The following is a 24,604-nucleotide window of genomic DNA, read 5'->3' as shown; positions in this document are numbered from 1 at the left end:
TGCTTTTTTTTAGATGCAGCTGATGTATTTTTCGGCTATTCCTTCCGAATCACAATAAAGCAGGTGCTGTCCGGCAGCGCCACTTCCTGTCCGCTCTCATCCATGAACCTTACTCTATCACGCAGAGCTTCGGTATAACCTTCTTGCAAGTAATGCCGGAAGACCTCAATCTTTGCCTGCTCTCCTAAAATCTGTTCAATAAATGAGGCAAACTCCGTAGGGGTGAAATAACCAAACTGTTCTTGGACTTCGTGAATATAAGCCTCTTCGCCCCAGGTATAAGTATATAAAAATTCCATGGCATCATTAACGGGTATGAGCACTTCTTGTTCCCCTAATCTCTGAAACTGAATCTGACGTCCAGCAAAATCCTTCGCATAACGCTCCAGCCACACCAGACCATCCTCTTCCAGAAAGCGAACTCTCCGCAGCAATGATGCAGGTTCAGTCATGATCCCATCGCGGATAATGATAACCCCGCCAGCTGACAATACAGCAAAGGCACTTCGCAGAGCTGCGGAGACGGTGTCGTGATTGAACTTATTACCATTTAGCGGCACATAAGAATATAGCTCATGCAAAATCGAAGAGAAAATTACCGTGTCCACCGTTCCGGCCTCCACGAAATCTTTAAGGTTCAACGCATCTCCCTGCAGCACCTCCCAGTGGCGACCTTCCCGCTGCTTGCGTTGTCGCAAGGCTTCCACTACATTGCTTGATATATCAATGCCGATAGGAGTAACCTCGGGCATACGCTCTTCCAGTAAATCCAGCAGCACACCGCCGCCCGGACCGATATCCAGCACTTTTTGTCCAGTGACATGATCTAGAATTACAGCTTTATAATCTGCTGTATTATTCATTTGGCTTAAGTAGGTATCTTCATTATGAAAACGGTCAAAAGCATCCCTGCGCAGCTCGAATAGATCGAATAACAGCAATACAGCACGTTCATACAAGGGTGATTTTTCAGCTTCCATACAAAATTCGATCAGCTTCTCTGCCGCTGCCGAGAATTGGAATTGAAAAAATACCGTGTCTGGCAGATGTTCCTTAGAATATTGCCGCAAGAGTAGGTGAGGGTTCTCAGCAGGCAAAGTCCCTTGCTCGATATCCTTCCATGTAAGCTCCGCTAAATATTTTTCGATAATCCGCTTCTTATAAACATTGGTCTTCTTAACACCCTTGTAATCGTAGTAAATGCTGTTCATGACATGCTCGAAGCTGATATGGCTTAAGGATTCATTCTGCGCCCTCTGGGCAGCAAGCACCATCACCTTCAGAAATTGCTCCAGCGAAAAGGTCTGTAGTGCAGATTCTACATACCAGAAGGTAATCTTACTTAATGACACCAACCGTTCAGCATGGAAACCTTCCTGCGTCAGCTTAGCCCATTCCGTAGTGAAATCCTCTCCTCTAGAGATCGGACCCAGCCGCATTCTGCGCAGTCGTTCCTTCATCGGCATAGGACTAGCAAGATTGCCTGAAGAAATCAGCTCAATAAGCTGCTTCACTTCATGCTGCACATTCTGCCATAACTCGGGAGACACAGCTCCGATGATGCAATGATTGAGCACGGTCAGCAGGCGTTCCAGTTCCTCCGCGGTCAGCAGCTGATCTTCCACTATATCATGGAGTGGCTTATTGACTTCCGGCGGCACTTCTCCGCGAATTTGCTGTCCTATAAGTCCATGAGTCTCAATAAGCCGCTGAATCATCGTACCTTTCTCGGAGACAGCCTTCCCTAAATATCTCTCATATAACTGTGCGGAACCTAAATTATGTACAAAACAATTGATCCCTTCCTCCTGCCAAACCAGCCGCTCCTTTGCTGTACCTCCCTTAGCCGTTTCTGACCAAATTAACGTTTCTTCCACCAGCTCTTTTATCCAAATAGACCGGGGAAGTTGGTCCAGAATCTGCAAGCTACGTTCCACATAGTCCAGTACGGGATTCCTGCGATCCAGCTCCTCCAGAGATTCCACACGTTCCAAATTTACAATCTGCTCCTCCGCTTGGACAATAAGCTTCAGCCAGAGGTGATCCTCCAAATGATCTTGCACACCTTCACGGTATAAGGCTATGGCTTCCAGTGATTTCAGCATATGCTCCTCCTTCGCTCCAAAATAGAGACTATAAAGACCTATTATTATATATATACAATCCCGTTAATTAAAAAACAGAACCAGGACTCATGAAATAGCCATGTCCCGGTTCTGTTTGCATTCCAATCATTAGGTTCCGAACCGCTGCCGATACCCACATTTGCGGCACAGCTCCTCCACCGCTTCTCTACGTGAGAAGCCATAGAATAAATTGTTCGCCCGCTCCCCCTCTACAATCTCTGAGAACGGAGTTTCATGGATGTTGCCTAGGTTAATTACTCCTTCACCATCCAGACAGCATGGCACAACCGTGCCATCCACAAGGATTGCCGCTTGGCTCCGCAGGGCATGACAGAACCCTTTTCCGTCATCTTCCGGCTCATTCAGCGCTGGCCAACGGAACTCATGATCCTGATTAAGGTAGACGCGTGGGGCAATCTTGACACCACTGCCAGGCATAACCTTTTCTTCGATCTTGAAATCCAAGTTGAAGGCTTCCTCCAGCAGGGCAAGGGTTTCACGGTTACGGTTTCTCTCCAGATTCGTCAGATTATCCTCCGTCAAATTCCACAAGCGGAAAGAAATAATAACCCCTTGCGCTGAGGCTTCCCGTACAAAAGAAATTATCTCTGAAAGATAGCCTTCACGGTTCTCTGACCCTTCATGCCCATCAAAGCTGTGCAGAGAAAAGTTCATCTGACGCAGTGCGGGCTTACCAAGAATTTTAGGTCCGGCTTTATGAATTAACGTGCCATTGGTTGTAATATTAACCTTGAACCCTTTGGCATGAGCAGCATCCAACAGTTCACCGATCTTGGGATGCAGCAACGGCTCCCCTTTGACGTGAAGATAAATATGATTGCTGTGTGGTTTAATTTCATCCAATATCGTATTAAACGTATCAAGCTTCATGAAATTTTTCGTCCGGGCGGTTTGTGGACAAAAGCTGCAGGCGAGGTTGCAGACGCTTGTTATCTCAATATAAACCTTTTTAAAAGTCTTCAAGTCCTGCTCCCCATTCTATTTATTATAAATCTGAGGCATAGCGGAGACCGATCTGTGCTCTGGCTTCCTCCATAATCTCTGCTGCGGCCATGGAGTTCTCATGAGTATTAATTCTGCTCTCCCGTTCACCATTCTTAATCAAGTTGATGAATTCTTCCACCTCATAATACATAGGTTCAAACACCTGAGGCAACGTAAGCTCCTCAACTGTACCATCACGATAGTAAATTTTCACCTGATAAGGCTCATTGATTTTGTCGATCACCATCGTACCGTTCTCTCCATGAATCTCAGCTGGCAGATAGGAGTCGGAAATCTTGGAGTGCATAACTACCGCATCCATATCGTCATACTTCATAATGAGACTTCCTTCACCATCCACACCTGACGAGAGCATGACACCCACTGCCTGTACTGATTGAGGCTTGCCAAAGAGCACTACCATTGGATACAAACAGTACACTCCAAGATCCATTAACGAGCCATTGGAAAAAGCGGGATTAAACGCATTTAACACAGTCCCCTGCCGGTAGGCATCATATCTGGAGGAGTACTTACAGTAACTTGCAAAATAACGGCGAACTTGGCCGAGTTTATACAAATTATCACGAATCACTCCAAAGTTCGGCATAAAGGTCGATTTCATCGCCTCTACCAGTAGCACATCATTTGTGCGCGCAGCTTCAATCATAGCTTTAAGCTCCGTACTGTTGGATGCAGCCGGTTTCTCGCAGAGCACATGCTTGCCGTGATTTAAGCACATAATCGCTTGTTCTGCATGCATAGAATTTGGGCTGGCAATATATATAGCATCTACATCTTTGCTTTTCACCATATCTTCCAAATTCGTATAAATTGTAGCTCCCGCATATTTAGCAGCAAAGGCCTGACCTTTCTCCATTGTGCGAGAGTACACGGCTGTCAGGATAAACTCCTCATTCTCCAAGCCGGCTTGCACGAAGCGGTCTGTAATAAAGTTTGTTCCAATGACCCCGAAACGAATTGTCATGATGTTATCCCGTCCTTTTTAGTTATTACTAACTCTACATGCTATTTTCTCACTCATAGGTAGTCATGTCTACTTTTTAAGGCAAATTAACGACAATTTCTGATAAATTCAGCAATTCTCTTGTTACTGGCGGAGCACTGCTCATCGTACAACGCAAAAAAAGGCGTATCCCAGCCACCCTTTCATGGCTTTTGAGATACCCTTTTTTTGGAGTTACAATCATTCCCCGAGCTTACAGAACCAGATGAACTCTATATAATTGTCCAGCCGCCATCTACAAACAAAGTCTGACCTGTAGTGTAGCTGGAAGCATCTGAAGCAAAGTAGAGCACGGCGCCGTTTAGTTCTCCCGGATTACCAGGGCGCCCCATCGGACACACTGCGTTGTACATTTTTAGCGCTTTTTCTGCAAATAACGTATTCTCAGTCATTTCAGTTTTGAACAAGCTTGGTCCAATCGCATTAACAGTGATACCATGCTTAGCATAAGTTGCCGCCACCCCTCTTGTCAGATGGATCACTCCACCTTTAGCAGCATTGTAAGAATGCGTAGGAACCGAAGCTGAAGCTGTAAGGCCTAGCATTGAGGCTGTATTGACGATTTTGCCGTAATTCCGTTCCTTCATATGCCGGATCACATGTTTCGACATCAGGAAAACACCTTTTAAATCCGTATCCAGTACCCGATCCCAAGCTTCTTCTTCCAGCGCCTCAATCGGAACCGCATCCACCACACCAGCATTATTCAGCAGAATATCAATTTTGCCAAAGGCTTCCATAACCTTTTGAACAGCCACAATAATCTGGTCCTCTTTTCTTACATCACACTCGATAGGAATTATTCTGCGTTCAGGGTATTTAGCCCGGATATCCTTGGCTACTGCTACAAGCTTGTCATATCTTCTGGCCAAAATAGCAATGTCTGCTCCTTGCTCAGCAAGCATCTCTGCGAATTGTACCCCGATCCCACTGGATGCTCCTGCGATAATAGCTGTCTTACCCGTCAAATCAAAAAGGTTAGTCATTCTAATTCCTCCTAATGTTTGGTTAGCCGATCCTTCTTCGGTTTCATTTCGTACAAACTCACTTCAAACACGTAGGCTTATACTGAGGAAACAGGTTGCAAATTGTTCTCCCACCAGTCCCAGCGGAGATAGCAGTATGGAAGATACTCCATTGGATTCAGAGGCTCCAGAATTTTACCTTTTTCAAGCACATTTGTACTGACGGTGTAAACCGCGCCCAGCATATTCACAACTTCAAGCTCACTCCAAGGATCATGCGGGGAGTCTTGGAAGGTGATAGAGGCTTCAGCCGCTTTATAGACTTTAACCTCACTTACTAAACGCTGTGTGACCAAGGTTGGCATCAGATCGAAGCCGTTTCCGTCAATTGCATTGGCATATTTGATGTTATACAAAGGGATATCTTTGCCGTAATATTCCTCCAGAATCTTCTCGGCTCCATTGTCATTGAAGTGTCCATCCATAGTGGCTTTTACGTTGAAAAAGTCAATGCCATGCCGGCCGATTGCCCCATCAATGCCATCTTCTGAGGTGTTCATACGCACATCGGCCATTTTCTTAGGCAGCCCACATACTTCCCGGCCCATAGCCATCCCGATATCGCTTGTAATAGGCATCGACAGGCAGTAGTTGCCTAATTGTCCGTTATAGTCCGCTAGAACGAACAATCCAGCTTCACGATAAGGTGGACAAAAGTTCGTAGCTGGGTAATTGGCGATAAAAGCATTTACCAGCGGCCGGCTTGTTGGCTTCAGTGGCTTCGGCAACAAACGCTCGATAATCTCTGGTTTGGTCTCCCAATACACCGTCAGCATCTCTGCATCATAAAAGGTGGTTGGCTTGCCTCCGTATTTCTGCATATCTGCGAAACTTTTCACAAAACTCACCATGAATGAACCCTCCTTAGATTAGTAACCCTTTAGTTCAGCACAAAAGCCGTTTCGAATCCAGATTGAATGGCCTGTCCGATTCGGCCTGGCTTGCCTGCATCGCCGATCACCTTCACATTAGGCAGTACCTGCTTCAACTCATCAACAAATGAGCGATCGGGTGTAACACCAATGGATAATACAACAGCATCCGTCTTTTTCAGCGAAGTTTCCCCCGTGGACGTATTCTCAAGCACAATCGCGCCATCCTGCACTTCTACCAGCTTGGTTGATGCTAAGAGCTCCACGCCGTTCTTTTTCAGTCTAGTCACAATGTCGATCAGATTTGGCAGATAGGCATCTGGACCAACCCGCGGCTGCATTTCCACCACCGTGACCTGATTTCCCATATCGGCTAAATATTCAGCCGTTTCCAGCCCTGTCATGCCGGAGCCGATGACCACAGCCTGCTTGTTCTTAATCACAACTGACCCACTAAGTACGTCAACAACGGTGCAGACCGCTGCCTTCTTTACTCCCGGAATAACAGGCACTATAGGCTGTGCCCCAGCAGCAACAAATACCGCATAAGGGTTCAGTTGCTTCAGTTGTTCCAGCGTAGGTTTCGTAGAGAGACGGACATCAACATCCAGATCCTCTAACTGATGCTGCATATTATCAATAAACCAGTTCAGCTTCTCCTTCAATGGTGGCCGGCTTCCCAGCTCCACGCTGCCGCCTAGCACATCTCTGGCTTCGAACAATACAGGTTTAAAATCTCTGAGCGCCAGAATCCGTGCTGCTTCCATACCTGCTGGACCCCCGCCGATCACAGCTACTACTTTGCCAGCGCCATCTTTGGTTGGTTCTGCAAATTCAAGCTCACGGCCCACTCTGGCATTGACAGCACACTTGATTACCTTGCACTCCATTACTTCCTGAATACAGTACAGGCAAGAGATACAGGTTCTGATCTCTGCTTCTTTGCCTGCTGCCGCTTTGTTACCCCACTCCGGATCGGCCAGTTGGGCTCTTCCAAGGGCTACAAAATCCGTGTTTCCTTCCTGTAGCAGACTCTCAGCAAATTCAGGCTTACGGATCACATCACAAGCAATCACTGGAATTTGCACCGCTTGCTTAATGGCTGCGGAGAGATGTTTTTTCCAGCCTTGCGGGTAGGATATCGGCTCAATGATCGTATTGGATGATTCATAAGTGCCGGAGCTTACATTTATGCAATCCACTCCGATGCTTTCCAGATGTTTCGCAGTCTGGATAGCCTCATCCAGTGTAATCCCGCCTGAGACAAATTCATCGCCGTCGATTCGCACCGATACAGGGAATCCTGCGCCACAGGTCTTTTTGATGCCAAGCACAATTTCGTTCAGGAATGACATTCTACCTTCCAGTGAACCGCCATATTTATCAGTTCTCAGATTGGTAAGTGGGCTCAGAAACTGTCCTACGAGATAGCCGTGGGCACCATGGATCTCCACACCATCAATACCTGCTGTTTTAGCTATATAAGCTCCGAACACAAATTTACGAACTAACTCTTCTACCTCTTCAGTAGACAGCTCCCGGGGCATTTCCCCAATCGCTGAAGACATCACTGCGCTAGGAGCAACAATTTGTTTGCCTCCAATAAGCCGTCCGTGATTTTGCCGGCCCGGATGCTGGAGCTGAAGGAATATTTTGCTGTCATGACGATGCACAGCTCTTGCCAGTTTCTCCAGACGCGGCACAAACAGCAAGTCACTTGCATTCAGCTGGTTCGGTGTACCTACTCCGGTCTCATTATCCACACGCGTAATTTCCGTAATGATTAGACCACAGCCACCTGCGGCACGTTCCTCATAAAAAGCAATCATTTCATCCGATGCTTCACCACTGGCCGCAGCCAGTGACGTTCCCATAGCCGGCAATACAATTCTATTCTTAAGTTCAAGGCGTCCAATTTTACCTGCTGCAAACAGTTTTTCATATTTCATCTGCTTAGCACCTCCACCTTTAGTTTAAGGCGTCCAATACTTTGTGAATATATTTACAAGCACCAAAAATCACTTCTTTATAGTGCATATTGCACTATTATTGAAACAGGGGGCGATATGAATGGATGTTTCCTTAAATGAGCAAGTATCAGGTAAAATCGAAATGGAGCATTATACCGCATCTTTGTTTACTGCATACATTTCAGGTGCAGGCCTTTCAGCTATCGTACAGACAGCTGCCGAGCTACTGCAGAATCCCGTCATTGTATTTGATTGCAGCTTCAAAATTGTAGCTCACTCTGACCTTTCCGATATCGACGATTACATATGGAGTGATAATATCCGCAAAGGTTATTGCTCTTACGACTTCATTGCGGCTGTGAGCAAAATGAACAGTGTCCAGCGTGGGAAACAAAGCGATGAATCTTATGAGGTAACCTGCGAGGAAACGTCAAACTCCAAACTGATCTCCAAAATAAAAGTAGCCGGCAAACAAATCGGCAATGTATTGCTTCTAGGATGCACAAATCCTTTTCGCGCCAGAGATAACGAGCTGCTGTCCATCACCGCTACCATACTTGCCGAAGAGATGGGCAAAAATAGCTACTATCGCAACGCCAAAAATATAAAAGTTGAAGATTTTATCTGCGCATTGCTAGAGGAACAGCTTCAGGACAACCGGATTATTCAGGACAGGATGCGGAGTGCAGGACTAAAGTTCGGGAATCAGCTGCTTGTGCTGCTGTTCGATCTTACCTGGTATGAGGGTTCAGGCCGTTATGATGATTATTTAAGAGAACGTTTGCAACAGCTTTTTCCGGGCAGTCCTTCCACCTATTATGACGGGCAGATTGTAATGATCCATGATGGAAACCTCTCCAAAGAGCTTGTAAATAAGCAGCTGCAGGAATTTCTAGCCCAAACCGGCATCTCGCTTGGCATCAGCAATATGTTCACTAATCTTACGCAATGTAGGAGACACTATCTTCACTCCCGAAATGCTATTCGGATCGGTTCCATTCTCAGCCCGCAGCAGCAGCTGACTTACTATTCAGATATCCAGCTCTATGAGATGCTCTCTGCTGATGTTGTGTTTAACGAGGATAATAACTACTACCATCCAGAGCTGCTCAAGCTTCAAGAATACGATACTTTGCACCAGTCCAATCTGTATCATACCTTTTACGTTTATCTCAAAAATAACCGGAACATGCAGATTACCTCAGACGAGCTGTACATTCACCGGAATACACTCAGATATAAGCTCGATCTTATCAGCAGACTGCTGGACACCGACTTTACCGATTCTGAAAAAATGCTGTCGTACTATGTCTCTTATAAGGTCGCTGCTTTTTGTGAAAAAGCTAGGGAGCAGACCCGTACGCCGCAACGTTAATGTTAGAAGCTACTATAAACGCACAAACAGCCCCCGTCCTTATCCCAAGAACGGGGGCTGTGCTGTGAAGTAGGACAGTATATGATATTACAATCCGTAAAAAGCTTGCAGCTGACGCACGATTTCATCCTTGTCATGATCCACTACGGTTTGATGTTGTGGTATCTCGAACAATGCTTTAATCTGTGCCGGGAATTCCTGCTTAATATCGATCAAAGTAATTGCCTCATCGAACTTAGCTGGATGTGCAGTCGCAAAGGTAATGCCAATCTCATCCGGGCCATTAAAAGCTTCGTAAGCCGCGATTCCACATGCTGTATGTGGATCAAGCAGGTAGCCGTATTCTTTTTGATACTTAGCGATCGTATTCAAGCATTGATCATTCTTCACACCCAGCGCTGCAAAATCCTTCTGCACCTGCTGAAGCGCCTCGCCTTCAACCGTAATCTTGCCTTCGGTTTGCAGCTTGGACATATACGCGGATAACTTCTCAGAATCCTCGCCTACCAGATAATACAGATACCGTTCGAAATTACTTGCCACTTGGATATCCATCGAAGGGCTGTAAGTGCTTGTGAAATTACCTGGTTTGTATTCGCCAGTATTCACAAAACGCTCCAAAATATTATTTTCATTCGTAGCAATGATTAGCTTGTTAATAGGAAGCCCCATTTGCTTAGCCAAATAGCCCGAGAAAATATTACCGAAGTTACCGGAAGGCACGCTGATATTAATCTTTTTCTCGTTGCTGCCATCGACATGCAGATATGCATAGAAATAATAAACAGTCTGCGCCAGAATCCGCACAAAGTTAATGGAATTAATTGCACGCAGATGATACCGACCTTTAAATTCCAGATCTGCGAACAGATCCTTAATCACCTTCTGGCAATCATCAAAGTTACCATGAACAGACAGATTCAGTACATTGCTGTCGTCCACCGTAGTCATCTGCAGCTCCTGCACTTTACTTACCTTGCCATGTGGATGGAGAATACAGATCTTGATGCCTTCTTTGCCGCGTACACCTTGAATAGCCGCCGCTCCAGTGTCCCCAGAGGTTGCACCGAGGATGTGGATGATTTTGTTTTGTTTTTTGGAAATATATGAATACAGCTCACCCATAAACTGCAGCGCTACATCCTTGAAAGCAAAAGTAGGCCCATGGAACAATTCAAGGACATATAAAGAATCATCCACTTGGTGTATAGGTGTTACTTCAGGTGTGCGGAAATTAGCATAACTGGTGTTGACCATTTCCTGCAAATCCTCGTAAGGAATCTCATCATTGGTGTAATAGGCAACAATCTTCAGGAACAACTCCTGATAGCTGAGACTTCTCCACTCTTCCAACGTTGCTGCTGAAACCACTGGAATCTCGGATGGAACCATCAGCCCACCGTCGTCCGCAAGTCCCATCAACACCGTATCAATAAAACCTTTAGGTTCCACATTACCTCTTGTGCTTATAAACTTCATGCTCATCCTCCTGAACCCCTCGTTAATATATGACAAGAATATATGATAAGAAGAAACAACGTTGTCGTCCTATATAGAAGACAACTGTTTCTCGCAGAAATATAAGGCTATTATAGTTGCACCACTTATAAATTCTTATAATTAACTATAAGTTTCACCCTAAACGTTATCCTTAAGCCAGTTAGGGATGATAAAGCTATTTCTGCTTGTTTTCCCTATATACTACCACGTTTACGCGCTAAAGTCCGTTAATTCTTTGTCTTATTTTGCAGCTCTCTCCAGACCGTTTTGTTGCTGTACTGCCGTTCTGTACTAACATCCTTACCGAACCATTCCGGCTCTTTAAAGCTTTCCGCTTCCTCCAGAGATTCAAATTCAACCTCCAATACGGACAATTTCAGCTGGGAATATACGTCGATCTCAACCGTTGTGCCATTCCACACCGCTGTAATTCGCTCTTTGACCAAAGCTACCGCATTTACCGCTTCGATCATCTGATTATATAAACCCTCTGAGATAAAATATTCGATCTCTTCGCGTTTGATCCCTTTGCCATCCTTAAACGTATGCGTGTAGGTTACCTCACCTGAGTCCAGATCCGTAATTTTACGCACACGAAGCTCTTGACCACCATCTATTGCCAGATATGTCTGATCGATATTATGACGGGTAACAATCTTCAATTCTCCCTTTTGAATCAGCTGCTCCGGAAATTCCGGCAGCAGAAACTTGCGTTCGATCTCCAAAGCCATGATGTTTCGCTCCTCTTCGTGTCATATATTTTTATATTAATAATCATCATAGGGGTGTGACAAACCCAAGTCAATGTGGATTATAGGGAAATAGGACATGCTCTAACTTAAAAAAGGCTACCGTGGTGTTCATTGTGGGATTTATGGAGGTTGTGGAAAGATAGGGCTCACCATAGATTACTGGAAACTACGGATAATTAGCGAGTCAGCCGGCGATCATTGGAAAGCACCATTCGATGAGTTGCTCCGTGTGCCACTGGTGAGGCTCCCCCATTCGATTAGTTGGTTCCGCTCCACGGGTCGTACTCACCTATTTACTTAGTTGGTCACGCTCCACGGGTCGTACTCACCCATTTGATTAGTTGGTCACGCTCCACGGGTCGTACTCACCCATTTACTTACGGACCGTATAGCCACTATTTGCGAAAAAAACGCATATTTGAGATGGTATCGGACTCAGGTGCAGCTATTTACTCCAAAACACCCCATATGGTCGCGATAATTAGCCAATAACGTCGCTGGTGTCCGAAAGTAGCCTCAATTGCCTCTTTTCTAGCAAATAAGGACTTCTGAGTCCGATCCGGAGCAGGGTACCTAGGAACCTAGCAGCAACCAAGGGAACTCTCCATCATATGCAGTCAGCCCCTTCTCATTCTTATCACCGACCAAACCCTAAAGATTAGACCATCGTTAACTGGTGGAACCCCATCATACTCCCTCATACTCCCTCATACTTTCTCATACTTTCTCATACTTTCTCATACTTTCTCATACTCTCTCATACCACCCCTACTCCCTATTTACTTACGGACCGTATAGCCTCTATTCGCGAAAAAAACGCATATTTGAGATGGTATCGGACTCAGGTGCAGCTATTTACTCCAAAACACCCCATATGGTCGCGATAATTAGCCAATAACGTCGCTGGGGTCCGAAAGTAACCTCAATTGCCTCTTTTCTAGCAAATAAGGACTCCTGAGTCCGATCCGAAGCAGGGTACCTAGGAACCTAGCAGCAACCAAGGGAACTCTCCATCATATGTAGTCGGCGCCTTCTCATTCTTATCCCAGACCAGACCATAATGATTGGAGCATCGTTAACTGGTGGAACCCCATCATACTACCTCATACTCCCTCATACTTTCTCATACTTTCTCATACTTTCTCATACTTTCTCATACCACCCCTACTCCCTATTTACTTACGGACCGTATAGCCTCTATTCGCGAAAAAAACGCATATTTGAGATGGTATCGGACTCAGGTGCAGCTATTTACTCCAAAACACCCCATACGGTCGCGATAATTAGCCAATAACGTCGCTGGGGTCCGAAAGTAGCCTCAATTGCCTCTTTTCTAGCAAATAAGGACTACTGAGTCCGATCCGAAGCAGGGTACCTAGGAACCTAGCAGCAACCAAGGGACTCTCCATTAAATGTAGCCGACGCCTTCTCATTCTTATCCCAGACCAAACCTAAAGATTAGACCATCGTTACTGGTGGCACTCCCCCATATCTTACGGACTAATAAAAAACCGAACGAAAATCAGAGGAAATCCTGAAATCCGGTCGGCTCGACGGCAGCACCTTATTTTATTTCTTTCATAAATGCCTGAAAGTCTTTTACGATTTCTTTTGCTTTAGTGCGATATAAATAATGTCCCTCTTCAAACTTCACTATTTTTCCATGCACAGAGTCCTTGATTTGCTTTTCATGCTCTGGTATCCATCTATCCGTTGCTGGTTGATTCGCTTGTATAAAGAAAATAAGAGGAAGATTTTTAGGAAATGTTAAGCTTTCAGCTGATTTAAAATTAGAATACATCATTCCAGCTTCATTTAATTGGGTAGGATTAAATATGTTTTTGCGATTGATCAGTCTCATTTGTTCTTTTGTTTTATCATCAAATGGTAGTTCAGCAATTGGGTCAGCACTAAATTTCATTTGCAATCTGATTAAACCTGATTTTTTGAGCAGATTTATAGCTCTTAATTCCGAAGCTTCGATCTTCCTCTCGCTTATCGATGGAACACTACTATCAAGCCCGACAAATGCACTCACTTCATTTTCATACTTGTTAACATAATCTAGTCCATATATGCCTGAAATAGAGTGGCCCATTAGAATATAACGGTCAATATTAAGAGCCTGTAAAGCTTCATGAATTTCACTTACAATATTCTCTGTGCTGCGCTCCTTTTTGGTCAGATCACTTAATCCATACCCAAAAGGCTCAATCATGACAACTTTGTAAAACGGCGACAGTTCATCTATTAATGCTTTAAAATCAAGAGCTGGCGCTGCTGTGCCATAACCCGGTAGTAGCACGACTGTTTCTTCACCTTTTCCTTGAATATAAACATTCATGTTTTTCCCATCTACGGGTACTAACTGACCATAGGGTTCTATTTTATTTTGTTCCGATTTATTGCTGATCAAATTAACTGTATAGACAATAGCGAGAAAAAGCACGATTGCGATGATTATTGCTCCTACTACTTTAAGTAGTATGTTTAGTATTTTACTTGTTCTCGTGCCCGCCTTCATTTTCATTTTTTCTTTTATTTCCACTCGTATCTTCTCCTGTCATCAGCTGTGTTTTGGACTACCATAACTAACTGCTAAGCTAAGATTAACCAATGAAGATGTACTCTCTATGACCTCAATATGAACGGAATATGAACATGCAAAAAAGCTATAGCGTCATGCACAAGGGTAGCTGCACAGGATGCCAAAACAGGAGGAATATATGTGTGGAGGTGGATACGATCAAGGCTGCCTTGCCATCCGCAGCTTCAGCTGATTCAAATTCATCTTTGAACAAAAAAAGCAAACCACGAGCTAGGCTCATGGCTTGCTGATGACTTGCAATAAACTCTATTCCTGCACCTTCAATTTATAACATCCGCTAACAAAATCCTGCTGGATATCCGGCAGAGCCAGCCCAGCCTGCATTAGCCGATCACCACCGTAAACCTCACCACTGGCCTCCAGAATGTAATCCAGCTCCGGATTTAAACCATTCAGCTTCAGGCTACGGCGGGGCGGGTGCGGCACAGCCATTACCCGGAAGTAATAAACTAATGCCTCACGCTGATCATCGGACACGAACATCCATGCTGTCTCATTGCCCTCAAACGGGCTTTGCAGCCGGTACAGATTCCCTTGCTGCACAAGACTGCGGATTTGTTTATAGTTCGCAACCTGTTCCTTCACAAGTTCCTTCTCTTCGTCTGTAAACTTCGTAAGATCCAGCTCATAACCGAAATTACCGGACATAGCTACATCTCCACGAAAAGACAGCGGGGTGATCCGTCCTACCTGATGATTCGGCACGGCAGACACATGCGCGCCTATCGAACTAACCGGATACACCAGACTTGTTCCATACTGAATCTTCAGTCGTTCCACAGCATCGGTATCGTCACTGGTCCAGGTCTGCGGCATGTAATGCAGCATGCCTGGGTCGAAGCGGCCACCACCACTACAGCAGCTCTCGAACAGGATATGCGGAAACTCTGAAGTTATTCGCTCCAATAGCTCATACAGACCAAGCACATAACGATGTGCGGTTTCCCCTTGGCGTTCAGAAGGTAACTCTGCAGAGCCAATCTCCGTTAAACAACGGTTCATATCCCATTTCACATAACTAATAGGCACGGTCGAGAAAATCCGGGACAGTGACTCATAAATGTACTGACGTACATCCTCCCGAGTATAGTCCAGCACCAATTGCCAGCGGGCTTCGCTACGGCGGCGTCCCGGCACATGCAGACACCAGTCGGGATGCTTATGATAGAGCTCGCTGTCTGGCGAGATCATCTCCGGCTCGAACCAGAGGCCAAACTGCAAGCCTAGATTGTTCACACGCTGCGCCACATCAGACAATCCGCCTGGAAGCTTGCGCAGATCCTCTACCCAGTCTCCGAGAGAGGAGTTATCTGCATCTCTTTTGCCAAACCAACCGTCGTCCAGTACGAATAGCTCTATCCCGAGTTTCGCTCCTTCCGCGGCAATCGACTCCAATTTATCCGCATCGAAGTTGAAATAGGTGGCTTCCCAATTGTTGACCAGAATGGGCCGTTCCTTATCTCTATATAACCCTCTGCATAAACGGGTCCGGTACAGGCGATGATAGGTTCTCGACATTTCCCCGATCCCCTCGGAAGAATACACCATCACTACTTCTGGGGTCTGGAATTGTTCGCCCGGCTCCAGCAGCCAGGAGAAATCAAATGAATTCAGCCCCATCGTAAACCGGGTCATCCCGAAGGAATCGACCTCTGCCTCAGCTTCAAAGCCTCCACTATATACAAGACTGAAGCCGTAGGCCTCTCCATGATTTTCATCCGTTTCAGGTTTCACCAGCGCTGCAAATGGATTTAACTGGTGGCTGCTCATCCCTCTGCGGCTCCCAATGGTCGTACCCCCTTGCACCAGACGTCTACGGGTCAGATTACCTTCCCTTGACCAAGCTCCTGCCAAATAGATCATATCCATATCGCCAGACGAGAAATCGACACTAGCACTCAGTGCACGCTGCAATTGCAGCTGCGTTTCCCCCGCATTGGTAAACTCCACAGAGCGTGTAATTACGTTGGTATGTTCAAAAACCGTATAGCGCAAAATAACACTCAGCTTGGCGTAATCATCCTTAAGTGTAAGCTCCAACGTCTGTGCTTCTTGCGCAGACTCAACATATACAGATGGCAGACCCGGCAGTGAGGGTTTACCCTCAACTACCCGGTACCCGCTGTATTTCAGCTCTGTAATACGAGTGCCGTCTTCGAGCCTAACTTGATAAGCAGGTGTTCTGAAATCTCCCGTGCCGTATTGGGGATATTCCTGCGGGAGCCGGTCGAGACCCGTATTTCCTCCCAGATTCAACAGCCCTTCCAAATTGCTGCCACTACGCAGCTTTTTACCCCAATACACATGTGCCGGATAATCATTAACAAGCTGAAGAATATAACTCATCCCTGCGCTCTGTAAATGGAATAATCCCTTATCTTCCTGAACTAAAATCCCCATGTGCCAGTCCTTCTCTCCTTAGGATTTACAGCAAATCTTCGCTCACAAAATCAACCATCGATTGAACCTTTAGCCCTTTAGGTGCGGCAGGAATCCAGTCTCTTCCATCGTTCCCGCGTTGTGAGAACTCTATCGTCTTGGTCTGACCTGGGAGAAGGTCAAAATAATTGTCAGAGAATATTCCTTCCTCTTCCGAAGTCAGGTATACACCTCTAGCCAATACATCACTGGTCACGGTGAAGCTTAATCCACCGCTCTCTGGAGTTTCCAGCACAGTAATTACTGAGCGCTGCAATGGAATTTCTTTTTCCGGAGTAAAATAATGCAGCTTGTGATCTATCACCTGGCCATCCGCCTGCAAGCCAATTCCAAGCAATACATCACCCACCCCTTGACCTTCTAGCAGGTCTGCCACAGGAGACGAGAATACGATAGCAGCAGAATCAGCTCCCAGCTCAACGGGATGTGTCCACTCTCGCAGCACCGAACCGTTAAACTGATACAAAGTAAGCACCAACTCAGCGCTCACTGCTGTTCTTAAATCAGATACGACATGAACGTCTACCTTCTCACGGTCTGTACCGTCGATAGACAACAGAACATCTTGGAAGCTTGAACGCACGGTATATTGCAGGGCTTTCCAACGCCCGTTATAATCCATGCCCGCCCAAGAAGCCACCGGCCAGCAATCATTCATCTGCCAGTATAAAGTGCCCATACAATAAGGTTTATTTCTTCTGTGGCTTTCAATCGCGATTCGGATCGCTTCGGCCTGCAGGATTTGACTCATATATAAAAAGGCTTTGAAGTCCTTTGGCTGCGGCAGATACATATCCATATATTCTTTGATCAGCAGATTACCGCGACCATTCTTCTGATGCGCCAGCATCACCTCTGAGGTAAGCTCCAAATCCTGCTCTTCTGCATAGCTCATTACCGTTTTTAGTTCCGGGAACGACTGGAAGCCATATTCACTCATGAAGCGGCCAACCTTTGTATTATAGTTCTCAAAAGGCTCGATTCCGTGCCACACGCCCCAGTAATGCACATCCCCTTCGCCCACAATCCGTGTCGCATGCTGATTAATATCGCCAGTCAGCTCCCGCAGCGGCGAAGACGGCCAATAGTCCACTCCCGGATGGAACGCGGCTACAGCCTCCGGCAGAATACGGTGGAAGATTTTAATATAATCGGCCCACATTGTCGTTCTTTGCTTAGCGCCGAGTTTTTCTTTCCAGCCCCAGCCCATATTTTCCTCGAACTGTGACCAGGCCGAATCAATCTCGTTGTTGCCACACCATAAGGCGATGCAGGGATGATTGCGCAATCTTTTGACGTTATATTCGGCTTCTTTTTTCACATTTCCTAGGAACGCCTCGTCCCCGGGATACATACTGCAAGCGAACATAAAGTCCTGCCAGACCAGCAGTCCGTATTCATCACAGAGCTGATAAAAAATATCTTCTTCATATATACCGCCGCCCCAAACGCGCAGCATATTCATATTCGATTCTACTGCCGTGGCAATTTCATGCCGATACCGCTCCTCGGTTACTTCTGTGGTGAAGCTGTCATTTGGAATATGATTGGCGCCTTTGGCGAAGACGGAAACTCCATTCAGCGCAAAAGAAAACGAAGCTCCTTTGGCATCACGCTCCCGAATCAATTCAATACTGCGGAGTCCGGTTTTTACACTTTTGCTAACCTCTACTTCCGCATTTTGTACCAATTCTGCCTGGAATGTATATAAATGAGGCTCTCCGAGCCCTCTGCACCACCAGAGCTGTGGCTCGGATATAACAATATTCATCTCTAATTGCTGCATGCCTTCTTCTAAAGTAACCGCTTGCATCCACTCCAAACCATCGGCACTTATTCGCAGCATTCCCCGCCAAGCAGCAGGAGCATCCACTTCTACAATTGCGGTCAGGCGAGCTTCTTCCTTAGCAATCACATTTTGACGGATATAGAGGTCTGTAATTTGAACGGTGTCACGTCCCACCAGAGCTGCCGCACGCCATATTCCACTGGTCAAGAAACGCGGGCCCCAATCCCAGCCGTAATGATAAGGTGCTTTGCGCGCAAAAATACTAATCCGTTGTTCATCTAATCCCCCAAGCTCGGATTGATCATTCGAGGCAGGCAGCGCGTAACCCAGCTTCGCTAATTTCGGTAAATCTTCCTTAACCACAGAGCGGAACTTCACCCGTATATTATTTTCTCCAGTCTTTAACTGATCTTTGACATCCACTTTCCATGCCAGAAACATATTATCAGCAGCGAGCACATGTACATTATTCACGTACACATCTGCATAAGTATCCAGTCCCTCAAAAACTAGCTCCGTACAAGCAAGCTCCTGCCACTCTTCCCCCAACTGCAACGAGGTTTGATATTCCCAGTCCTTCTTATCGATCCACTGTAGATCATGTTCATTTGTTCCATAAAAGGGGTCTGAAATCTTCCCGTTCTTTAGTAAATCCGTATGGACTGTACCTGGCACAGTCGCCGGAAGCCACTCCTCATCACCACAGCCTCTAAATTCCCACTTCGCAAGATTCATATGCAAATGTTTCATAATACCTCCTAAAAGTTTTGTAAGCATAGACTTCTCTGAATGACTTCGCGCAAAACTCGCTTCGGAAGCAGATGCCTAAAGTTTTGTAAGCATAGACTTCTCAAAAATAGCATAAGACTTCAATTAATTCATTGAACCCTTTTGATATTCTTTGTATTTTGTTATCTGATTGTTAGGTACATGCTAATTATAAACGCAGAAACAAAACAAATAAAGACAATAAATAATAATACAATACATTTATTAACGGCTTCGATAAAGCTATAATGTTCATGTAAACGCTAACAATAAAAACGAAAAGGGGATTAAGCTATGAGAAATAAGTTATTTTCGTTATCCTTTGTTATGATTATGGTCTTATCTTCAACACTTGCTGGCTGTGGTTCGAATAATGACAACACCACGAATAACGGTGCTGCCGCAACTGAAAAGCCCGCAGCAACTAACGCAGAGAATACCGGCGGTGACACGAATGCAACTGCCGAACCTGCAGCAGGAGCTGATATCAGCGGCAAAATCACCTTCCTAACTAACAGAACAGACATGATCGGCAAAGAATATGACGAATATTTAAAGCGCTTTAATGAAAAATACCCGAACATTAAAGTCGAATTCGAAGCTTCCCAAACCGACTATAACCAACAGGCTAAAGTCAGAATGGCCAGCGGCGAGCTTCCAGACGTTATGTTTATTCCTTCTATCCCTAACTCCGACCTGCCGAAATATTTTGCTTCACTGGATGATCTCGGCTTGAACGATCAGATCACCTTTAAAGACTTCAAATCCTTTGATGGTAAGCTTTACGGAATTACTACAGGGAACTCTACTTCCGGTATTGTTTATAACAAAACAGCATTCACTGATGCCGGCATCACCGAAACGCCTAAGACTTGGGATGAATTCCTGGCTGCCTGCGAGAAGCTGAAAGCAAAAGGTGTTATTCCAATGTCCTCTAACTTTAAAGACAAATGGCCACTTGGTACTTGGGCTTATGACACACCACGCTTAATTGAAGGCAATCCTGATTTTCCAAATGCTAAGCTGAGCTCTGAAACACCGTTCACTATAGACAACGGTTATGGCAAAGCTTTCAGCCTACTTAGAGAGCTCAATGAAAAAGGCTATCTGGAAAAAGACATCAACTCCACCAACTGGGAGCAATCGAAAAAGGACATAGCTTCCGGCAAATTCGCCATGTACTATCTTGGCAACTGGGTTATTAACCAAGTCATCGGAGCAGGCGCTTCTTCAGACAATGTTGGCTTCTTCCCATTCCCTTATGACAATTCGGGTAAACCATCCGCTACCCTTAGCCCTGACTTCTTCTATGCCGTTGCCAAAAACAGCAAAAATTTAGAGGCAGCTAAAGCCTTCGTAAAATGGATGATTGAAGATTCAGGTTATGAGGATTTCGCCGGCTTTATCTCTCCATTAAAAGGCAAGGAATCCAATCTGACTCAGCTGAAAGAATTCCAAGCTACCGGAGTAGAACTGGTAGAAGGAACTGTTGACGATGCAAAGGTTACAGAAATCGGCAACAAGGCACAACTGGATCTCCCTGCTGTTGTACAGGAATTTGTACTTGCCAAAGATCCACAAACCGTATTAGACAAGTGGAATAAAGCTTGGGCTAAAGCCAAGAAGGACCTCGGTTATTAATTTGAGCTTTTGATTCGAAGTACACTACGGAGCAAAATGGATTATTGCTTTTACGGATAATCCATTTTGCCTTTCCATACCACGTTTTTATGAAAGAAGGGCTAGCGATGTTCGGAACACTTTCCTATAACAAACAGAAGACGATTATCATTGTATCCTTCCTCACGATTCCTTTGTTGCTGCTCGCAACATTCACGTATTATCCGGCACTCAAGCTGATTTATTACAGCTTTACGAATTGGGATGGCTATAGCCCTGAGAAGCCTTGGGTCGGTCTCGATAATTACCGCGAAGTCTTCTCCAACCCCGATATTTTCAAGGTATTTACCCATAACTTTGCTTATTTCGCGATGGGAATTCTCCAGAATATCGTCGCTATTTATTTTGCGATTGTGCTCAATAGTAAGTTGAAAGGAAAAAATGCATTTCGAATCTTACTGTTCCTCCCTTACATTATGAACGGTGTCGCCGTCGCCTTTATGTTTGGTTATGTCTTTGACACCACCAATGGCTCTCTGAATATGTTCCTGAATAGCATCGGTCTTACCGGACTAGGACAGACCAGTTGGCTTGGAACAGAAGGACTGGTTAACTATTCTCTGGCGTCCACAGGATTTTGGCGTTTCATGGGTTATAACATGGTAATCTACATCGCCTCCTTGCAGGCCATTCCAAACGATATCTATGAGGCCTCAAAGATCGATGGTGCCGGACCTTTTCAAACACTTTGGAGAATTACTTTACCGAATATGAAGCCAGTCATCCAACTTAACTTATTTCTTACCGTCACAGGGGCACTGGAAGTATTCGATCTCCCCTTCGTGTTGACCAAGGGCGGCCCCGCAGGCGCCAGCGAAACATACGTACAAAAAGTTGTAGATACTGCATTTGCTTACAATAATTACGGCCTCGCTTCTGCCATGAGTATTATCTTGCTTTTCTTTGTCGTCATCGTACTGTTAGTACAGCAACTAGTTCTAAGCCGGGGAGGGGACAAATAGATATGACATACTCCAAATTTCGCTTCACAGATGTTATTAAATACTTCTCGCTGCTTATCGGCGTATTTGTTGTACTCTTTCCTCCGTATGTGGTCATCGTCAATGCCTTTAAATCCACTGACGAATTTAACAGCAGCAGCTCCATGGCACTGCCAAAAAGCTTTTTGAATTTCGATAATTTCACTGCCGTTTTCCAGCGTGGGGGTCTACTTAACGGATTTGGTAATGTGTTAATCATTATAGCTATTACTTTAATTCTGAACATTCTGTTCGGCACTATGGTAGCATTTGTATTGGGACGCTTCTCTTTCAAATTGAAACCCGTTGTCTTCGGTGCATATCTAGTAGCCACCATTATTCCTAGTATCACGACACAAGTGGCGACTTTTGGTATCATCAAAAGCATGGGGCTTTACAATACACTTGGCGCCCCGATCGTGCTTTATATTGGAGCGGATGTAATTCAAATTATTTTATATCTGCAATTTATCCGTAATATTCCCGTGGATCTCGATGAAAGTGCGATGGTAGAAGGTGCCTCTCTGTTCAGAATCTATCGGTCGATTATTTTCCCTTTACTTACGCCAGCTACGGCTACTTTGATTATTTTGAAAACCATTAGCATTTACAATGACATGTACATCCCTTACCTCTACATGCCGAAACAAAGCCTTGGTGTAGTAACGACGATCCTAATGCGTTTTCAAGGGGTCAATTCGGGGGAATGGAATTTAATCTGTGCGGCTATTCTGCTTATCCTGCTGCCAACAGTAATTCTATATTTCTTCCTGCAGCGTTACATCTTTGAAGGCGTAACCAGTGGAGCGGTCAAATAAGGTAGGTAGCTTATTACAGGAAAGGAACAACGCAAATGCTATCATACATCCGGTTAACTTTACGCAAAATGTGGTTGTTCCTTGCCAATCTACCGATGGAGCGCAAGCTGATTGTTATCTTTGTCTTTCTGATCTCTCTGCCGATTACTTATGTAAGTTATCTATCGTCCCGCTCCATGTTCAACTCGGTTCTTGTGAATGCGACTGACGGTGCGGGTCAAATGACATCGAATGCTTCAGATACCATCGACCGATATATTGCCGACCTCAAAAGATATACAGCCCTGCCGCTGTATAACACCGATGTGCAAGTCTACCTGACACAGCAAAATACCGACTGGGAAAAAAATACGGGCATGGCGATGTTCCTTAGCTATTTGAATCATACTAAGGAAGAGATCATTGCCGTGTATTTGGTGGATCAGTACGGTTCTGTCTTTTATGATAAAGACGCTGGAATTAATGAACTGTATCCCGAGGAACGATTAGCCAAATGGAGAACCATGAGTGAAGATGCCGGAGCAGCGCCTGTCATTCAGGGCAGACATACGATCCGCACCAACTCGAATGTCCATAAAGAGGTCTTTAGTGTTCTTCGTACGATTAACTCTGTAAGCACATTGCAGAATATAGGAATTCTCGTTTTCGATGTAGACATCAATCTGTTTAAGGGCATTATCGATCCCGTAAATGCAGTTACGCAAGGAAACACGTTCATTGTAGATAACAATGGAGATCTGATTTATGCTAGTGAAGATTCCGCGGTTCCGAATCTGGCTGCCGATACACAAACTCTGAATACAAAGCTGTTGCTGCAGCAAGTAAATCAGCAGCAGGATCATTTTCAAATAGACTTGAATGGCCAGTCTTATCTTGCAGTGTATACCGTCTCGAAACAGACCGGGTGGACCACTATGGTTACGATTCCTTTAACACGTATCCTGTCCCCTGTACAAAAGAATCGTAATACGCTTATCTTGACCACACTGATTATCATTGCTTTTGCACTTTTTGTTGCGACTATAATTTCCCATGCCCTGACCAAACCCCTTAAATCCTTGGTCCGCTTAATGAAACGGGTGCAGCATGGTAATCTGGATGTCTGGCAGCATTCCAAATATAATGATGAGATTGGGATGCTGGGCAGTCATTTTAATCGGATGATCATAAGGATCAAAGATCTGTTACAAGAAGTGTCCATCACGGAGAAACGGAAGCAAAAGGCTGATATGCGGGCGCTTCAAAACCAGATTAATCCCCATTTTATTTATAATACGCTGGAATCCATCCGCATGCTTGCAGAGAGCAATGATGATCCACGTGTGGCGAAGCTAACCTATTTACTTGGGCTTCAAATGCGTTACAGCATTGTCCGAAACGAAGAGGCTGTTACAATTAGACAAGAGCTGGATCATGTGAGAAATTATTATCAGCTGCTGGAAATCCGATTCCCAGACAAGTTCAGACTTAACATCGACGTGCCGGACGAATTCCTTCATCTTCCTGTTATTAAGCTTGTCTTTCAACCGATCGTAGAAAATGCTGTCTTTCACGGTTTGGATCAAAAGGTAGGACTGGGCACCTTGAGCATCACCGCATGGAGCGAGCATGGAGATGCCGTATTCTGTGTAGAAGATGATGGGATCGGTATGGATGAAGCCACCCTTCGTTCCTTAAACAATAGTCTGCAGACTGGAACGGACAATGAAAGGTTCGGGATTGGACTACGAAATGTAAATGAAAGAATTCGCCTGCATTACGGCAGTTCGTTTGGTCTGCTTGTTGAGAGTGAGCTTGGAATCGGCACTCGTGTTACCCTGCGCATTGCGGATATTAACACTAAATACAGTGAAGATGAATTTATTTAGGA

16 protein-coding genes are annotated in these 24,604 nt (G+C 45.1%); 5 read left to right on the top strand and 11 right to left on the bottom strand.

Annotated features, from left to right (window positions below; all coding sequences use genetic code 11):
* Positions 1-35: 35 nt before the first annotated feature.
* From MHH50_RS04330 to MHH50_RS04305, 6 genes are all read right to left on the bottom strand, one after another.
* Positions 36-2,105 carry a class I SAM-dependent methyltransferase gene (locus MHH50_RS04330; protein WP_340033991.1) on the bottom strand — a complete coding sequence of 690 codons (2,070 nt, stop codon included), beginning with the start codon at positions 2,103-2,105 and terminating at the stop codon, positions 36-38.
* A gap of 129 nt (positions 2,106-2,234) precedes the next feature.
* A complete protein-coding gene (locus MHH50_RS04325; RefSeq protein ID WP_076105414.1) occupies positions 2,235-3,110 on the bottom strand; it encodes a radical SAM/SPASM domain-containing protein in 876 nt (291 codons plus the stop codon).
* A gap of 22 nt (positions 3,111-3,132) precedes the next feature.
* A complete protein-coding gene (locus MHH50_RS04320) occupies positions 3,133-4,119 on the bottom strand; it encodes a Gfo/Idh/MocA family oxidoreductase (RefSeq protein ID WP_038568824.1) in 987 nt (328 codons plus the stop codon).
* A 251-nt stretch (positions 4,120-4,370) separates the two neighbouring features.
* Entirely contained in the window at positions 4,371-5,144 is a 774-nt protein-coding gene (locus MHH50_RS04315) for a glucose 1-dehydrogenase (protein ID WP_076302810.1), read from the bottom strand.
* Positions 5,145-5,221: 77 nt separating this feature from the next.
* Positions 5,222-6,034, bottom strand: coding sequence for an acetoacetate decarboxylase family protein (locus MHH50_RS04310; protein ID WP_081386450.1), 813 nt, complete (start codon positions 6,032-6,034; stop codon positions 5,222-5,224).
* 29 nt (positions 6,035-6,063) lie between these two features.
* Positions 6,064-8,004, bottom strand: a complete 1,941-nt coding sequence (locus MHH50_RS04305; RefSeq protein ID WP_076219701.1) for an NAD(P)/FAD-dependent oxidoreductase — start codon at positions 8,002-8,004, stop codon at positions 6,064-6,066.
* A gap of 121 nt (positions 8,005-8,125) precedes the next feature.
* Between MHH50_RS04305 and MHH50_RS04300 the strand changes: the two genes are divergently transcribed.
* On the top strand, positions 8,126-9,400 hold the full coding sequence (locus tag MHH50_RS04300) for a helix-turn-helix domain-containing protein (protein WP_076129616.1): 1,275 nt from the start codon (positions 8,126-8,128) through the stop codon (positions 9,398-9,400).
* A gap of 87 nt (positions 9,401-9,487) precedes the next feature.
* Here MHH50_RS04300 and thrC read toward each other — a convergent pair whose 3' ends face one another.
* The 5 genes from thrC to MHH50_RS04275 all read right to left on the bottom strand — a co-directional run bounded on the left by thrC (position 9,488) and on the right by MHH50_RS04275 (position 19,238).
* Positions 9,488-10,879, bottom strand: a complete 1,392-nt coding sequence (gene thrC / locus MHH50_RS04295) for a threonine synthase (RefSeq protein WP_340033990.1) — start codon at positions 10,877-10,879, stop codon at positions 9,488-9,490.
* 248 nt (positions 10,880-11,127) lie between these two features.
* Positions 11,128-11,631 (bottom strand): CYTH domain-containing protein, encoded by a 504-nt coding sequence (locus MHH50_RS04290; protein ID WP_036680734.1) that lies wholly within the window; start codon positions 11,629-11,631, stop codon positions 11,128-11,130.
* Positions 11,632-13,216: 1,585 nt separating this feature from the next.
* The gene (locus MHH50_RS04285) at positions 13,217-14,182 is read right to left on the bottom strand and encodes an alpha/beta hydrolase (protein WP_076194460.1); all 966 of its coding nucleotides are present in this window, start codon (positions 14,180-14,182) and stop codon (positions 13,217-13,219) included.
* A gap of 324 nt (positions 14,183-14,506) precedes the next feature.
* Complete coding sequence (locus MHH50_RS04280) at positions 14,507-16,660, bottom strand: alpha-galactosidase (RefSeq protein ID WP_340033989.1); 2,154 nt, start codon at positions 16,658-16,660, stop codon at positions 14,507-14,509.
* A gap of 25 nt (positions 16,661-16,685) precedes the next feature.
* Positions 16,686-19,238 carry a glycoside hydrolase family 2 protein gene (locus MHH50_RS04275; protein WP_340033988.1) on the bottom strand — a complete coding sequence of 851 codons (2,553 nt, stop codon included), beginning with the start codon at positions 19,236-19,238 and terminating at the stop codon, positions 16,686-16,688.
* Positions 19,239-19,550: 312 nt separating this feature from the next.
* On the opposite strand from MHH50_RS04275, the gene MHH50_RS04270 reads away from it, so the two are divergent.
* The 4 genes from MHH50_RS04270 to MHH50_RS04255 all read left to right on the top strand — a co-directional run bounded on the left by MHH50_RS04270 (position 19,551) and on the right by MHH50_RS04255 (position 24,602).
* Positions 19,551-20,897 carry an extracellular solute-binding protein gene (locus MHH50_RS04270; protein ID WP_076194381.1) on the top strand — a complete coding sequence of 449 codons (1,347 nt, stop codon included), beginning with the start codon at positions 19,551-19,553 and terminating at the stop codon, positions 20,895-20,897.
* A 107-nt stretch (positions 20,898-21,004) separates the two neighbouring features.
* On the top strand, positions 21,005-21,898 hold the full coding sequence (locus MHH50_RS04265) for a sugar ABC transporter permease (RefSeq protein WP_076105422.1): 894 nt from the start codon (positions 21,005-21,007) through the stop codon (positions 21,896-21,898).
* 2 nt (positions 21,899-21,900) lie between these two features.
* The gene (locus tag MHH50_RS04260) at positions 21,901-22,734 is read left to right on the top strand and encodes a carbohydrate ABC transporter permease (RefSeq protein WP_076130664.1); all 834 of its coding nucleotides are present in this window, start codon (positions 21,901-21,903) and stop codon (positions 22,732-22,734) included.
* 35 nt (positions 22,735-22,769) lie between these two features.
* Positions 22,770-24,602, top strand: coding sequence for a sensor histidine kinase (locus MHH50_RS04255; protein WP_076187428.1), 1,833 nt, complete (start codon positions 22,770-22,772; stop codon positions 24,600-24,602).
* Positions 24,603-24,604: the final 2 nt, after the last annotated feature.

It is taken from the genome of Paenibacillus sp. FSL H3-0302 (assembly GCF_037982245.1).
Classification (GTDB): domain Bacteria; phylum Bacillota; class Bacilli; order Paenibacillales; family Paenibacillaceae; genus Paenibacillus_AQ; species Paenibacillus_AQ odorifer.
Note: the sequence above shows the minus strand (reverse complement) of the source record. Positions and strands in the feature narration are given on the sequence as shown.

What these genes read in the sequence shown, in the direction of transcription:
- MHH50_RS04330 (WP_340033991.1), bottom strand. Translation starts at nt 2,105, where the DNA reads ATGCTGAAATCACTGGAAGCCATAGCCTTATACCGTGAAGGTGTGCAA.
- MHH50_RS04320 (WP_038568824.1), bottom strand. Translation starts at nt 4,119, where the DNA reads ATGACAATTCGTTTCGGGGTCATTGGAACAAACTTTATTACAGACCGC.
- MHH50_RS04315 (WP_076302810.1), bottom strand. Translation starts at nt 5,144, where the DNA reads ATGACTAACCTTTTTGATTTGACGGGTAAGACAGCTATTATCGCAGGA.
- MHH50_RS04310 (WP_081386450.1), bottom strand. Translation starts at nt 6,034, where the DNA reads ATGGTGAGTTTTGTGAAAAGTTTCGCAGATATGCAGAAATACGGAGGC.
- MHH50_RS04305 (WP_076219701.1), bottom strand. Translation starts at nt 8,004, where the DNA reads ATGAAATATGAAAAACTGTTTGCAGCAGGTAAAATTGGACGCCTTGAA.
- MHH50_RS04300 (WP_076129616.1), top strand. Translation starts at nt 8,126, where the DNA reads ATGGATGTTTCCTTAAATGAGCAAGTATCAGGTAAAATCGAAATGGAG.
- thrC (WP_340033990.1), bottom strand. Translation starts at nt 10,879, where the DNA reads ATGAAGTTTATAAGCACAAGAGGTAATGTGGAACCTAAAGGTTTTATT.
- MHH50_RS04290 (WP_036680734.1), bottom strand. Translation starts at nt 11,631, where the DNA reads ATGGCTTTGGAGATCGAACGCAAGTTTCTGCTGCCGGAATTTCCGGAG.
- MHH50_RS04285 (WP_076194460.1), bottom strand. Translation starts at nt 14,182, where the DNA reads ATGAAAATGAAGGCGGGCACGAGAACAAGTAAAATACTAAACATACTA.
- MHH50_RS04280 (WP_340033989.1), bottom strand. Translation starts at nt 16,660, where the DNA reads ATGGGGATTTTAGTTCAGGAAGATAAGGGATTATTCCATTTACAGAGC.
- MHH50_RS04275 (WP_340033988.1), bottom strand. Translation starts at nt 19,238, where the DNA reads ATGAAACATTTGCATATGAATCTTGCGAAGTGGGAATTTAGAGGCTGT.
- MHH50_RS04270 (WP_076194381.1), top strand. Translation starts at nt 19,551, where the DNA reads ATGAGAAATAAGTTATTTTCGTTATCCTTTGTTATGATTATGGTCTTA.
- MHH50_RS04265 (WP_076105422.1), top strand. Translation starts at nt 21,005, where the DNA reads ATGTTCGGAACACTTTCCTATAACAAACAGAAGACGATTATCATTGTA.
- MHH50_RS04260 (WP_076130664.1), top strand. Translation starts at nt 21,901, where the DNA reads ATGACATACTCCAAATTTCGCTTCACAGATGTTATTAAATACTTCTCG.
- MHH50_RS04255 (WP_076187428.1), top strand. Translation starts at nt 22,770, where the DNA reads ATGCTATCATACATCCGGTTAACTTTACGCAAAATGTGGTTGTTCCTT.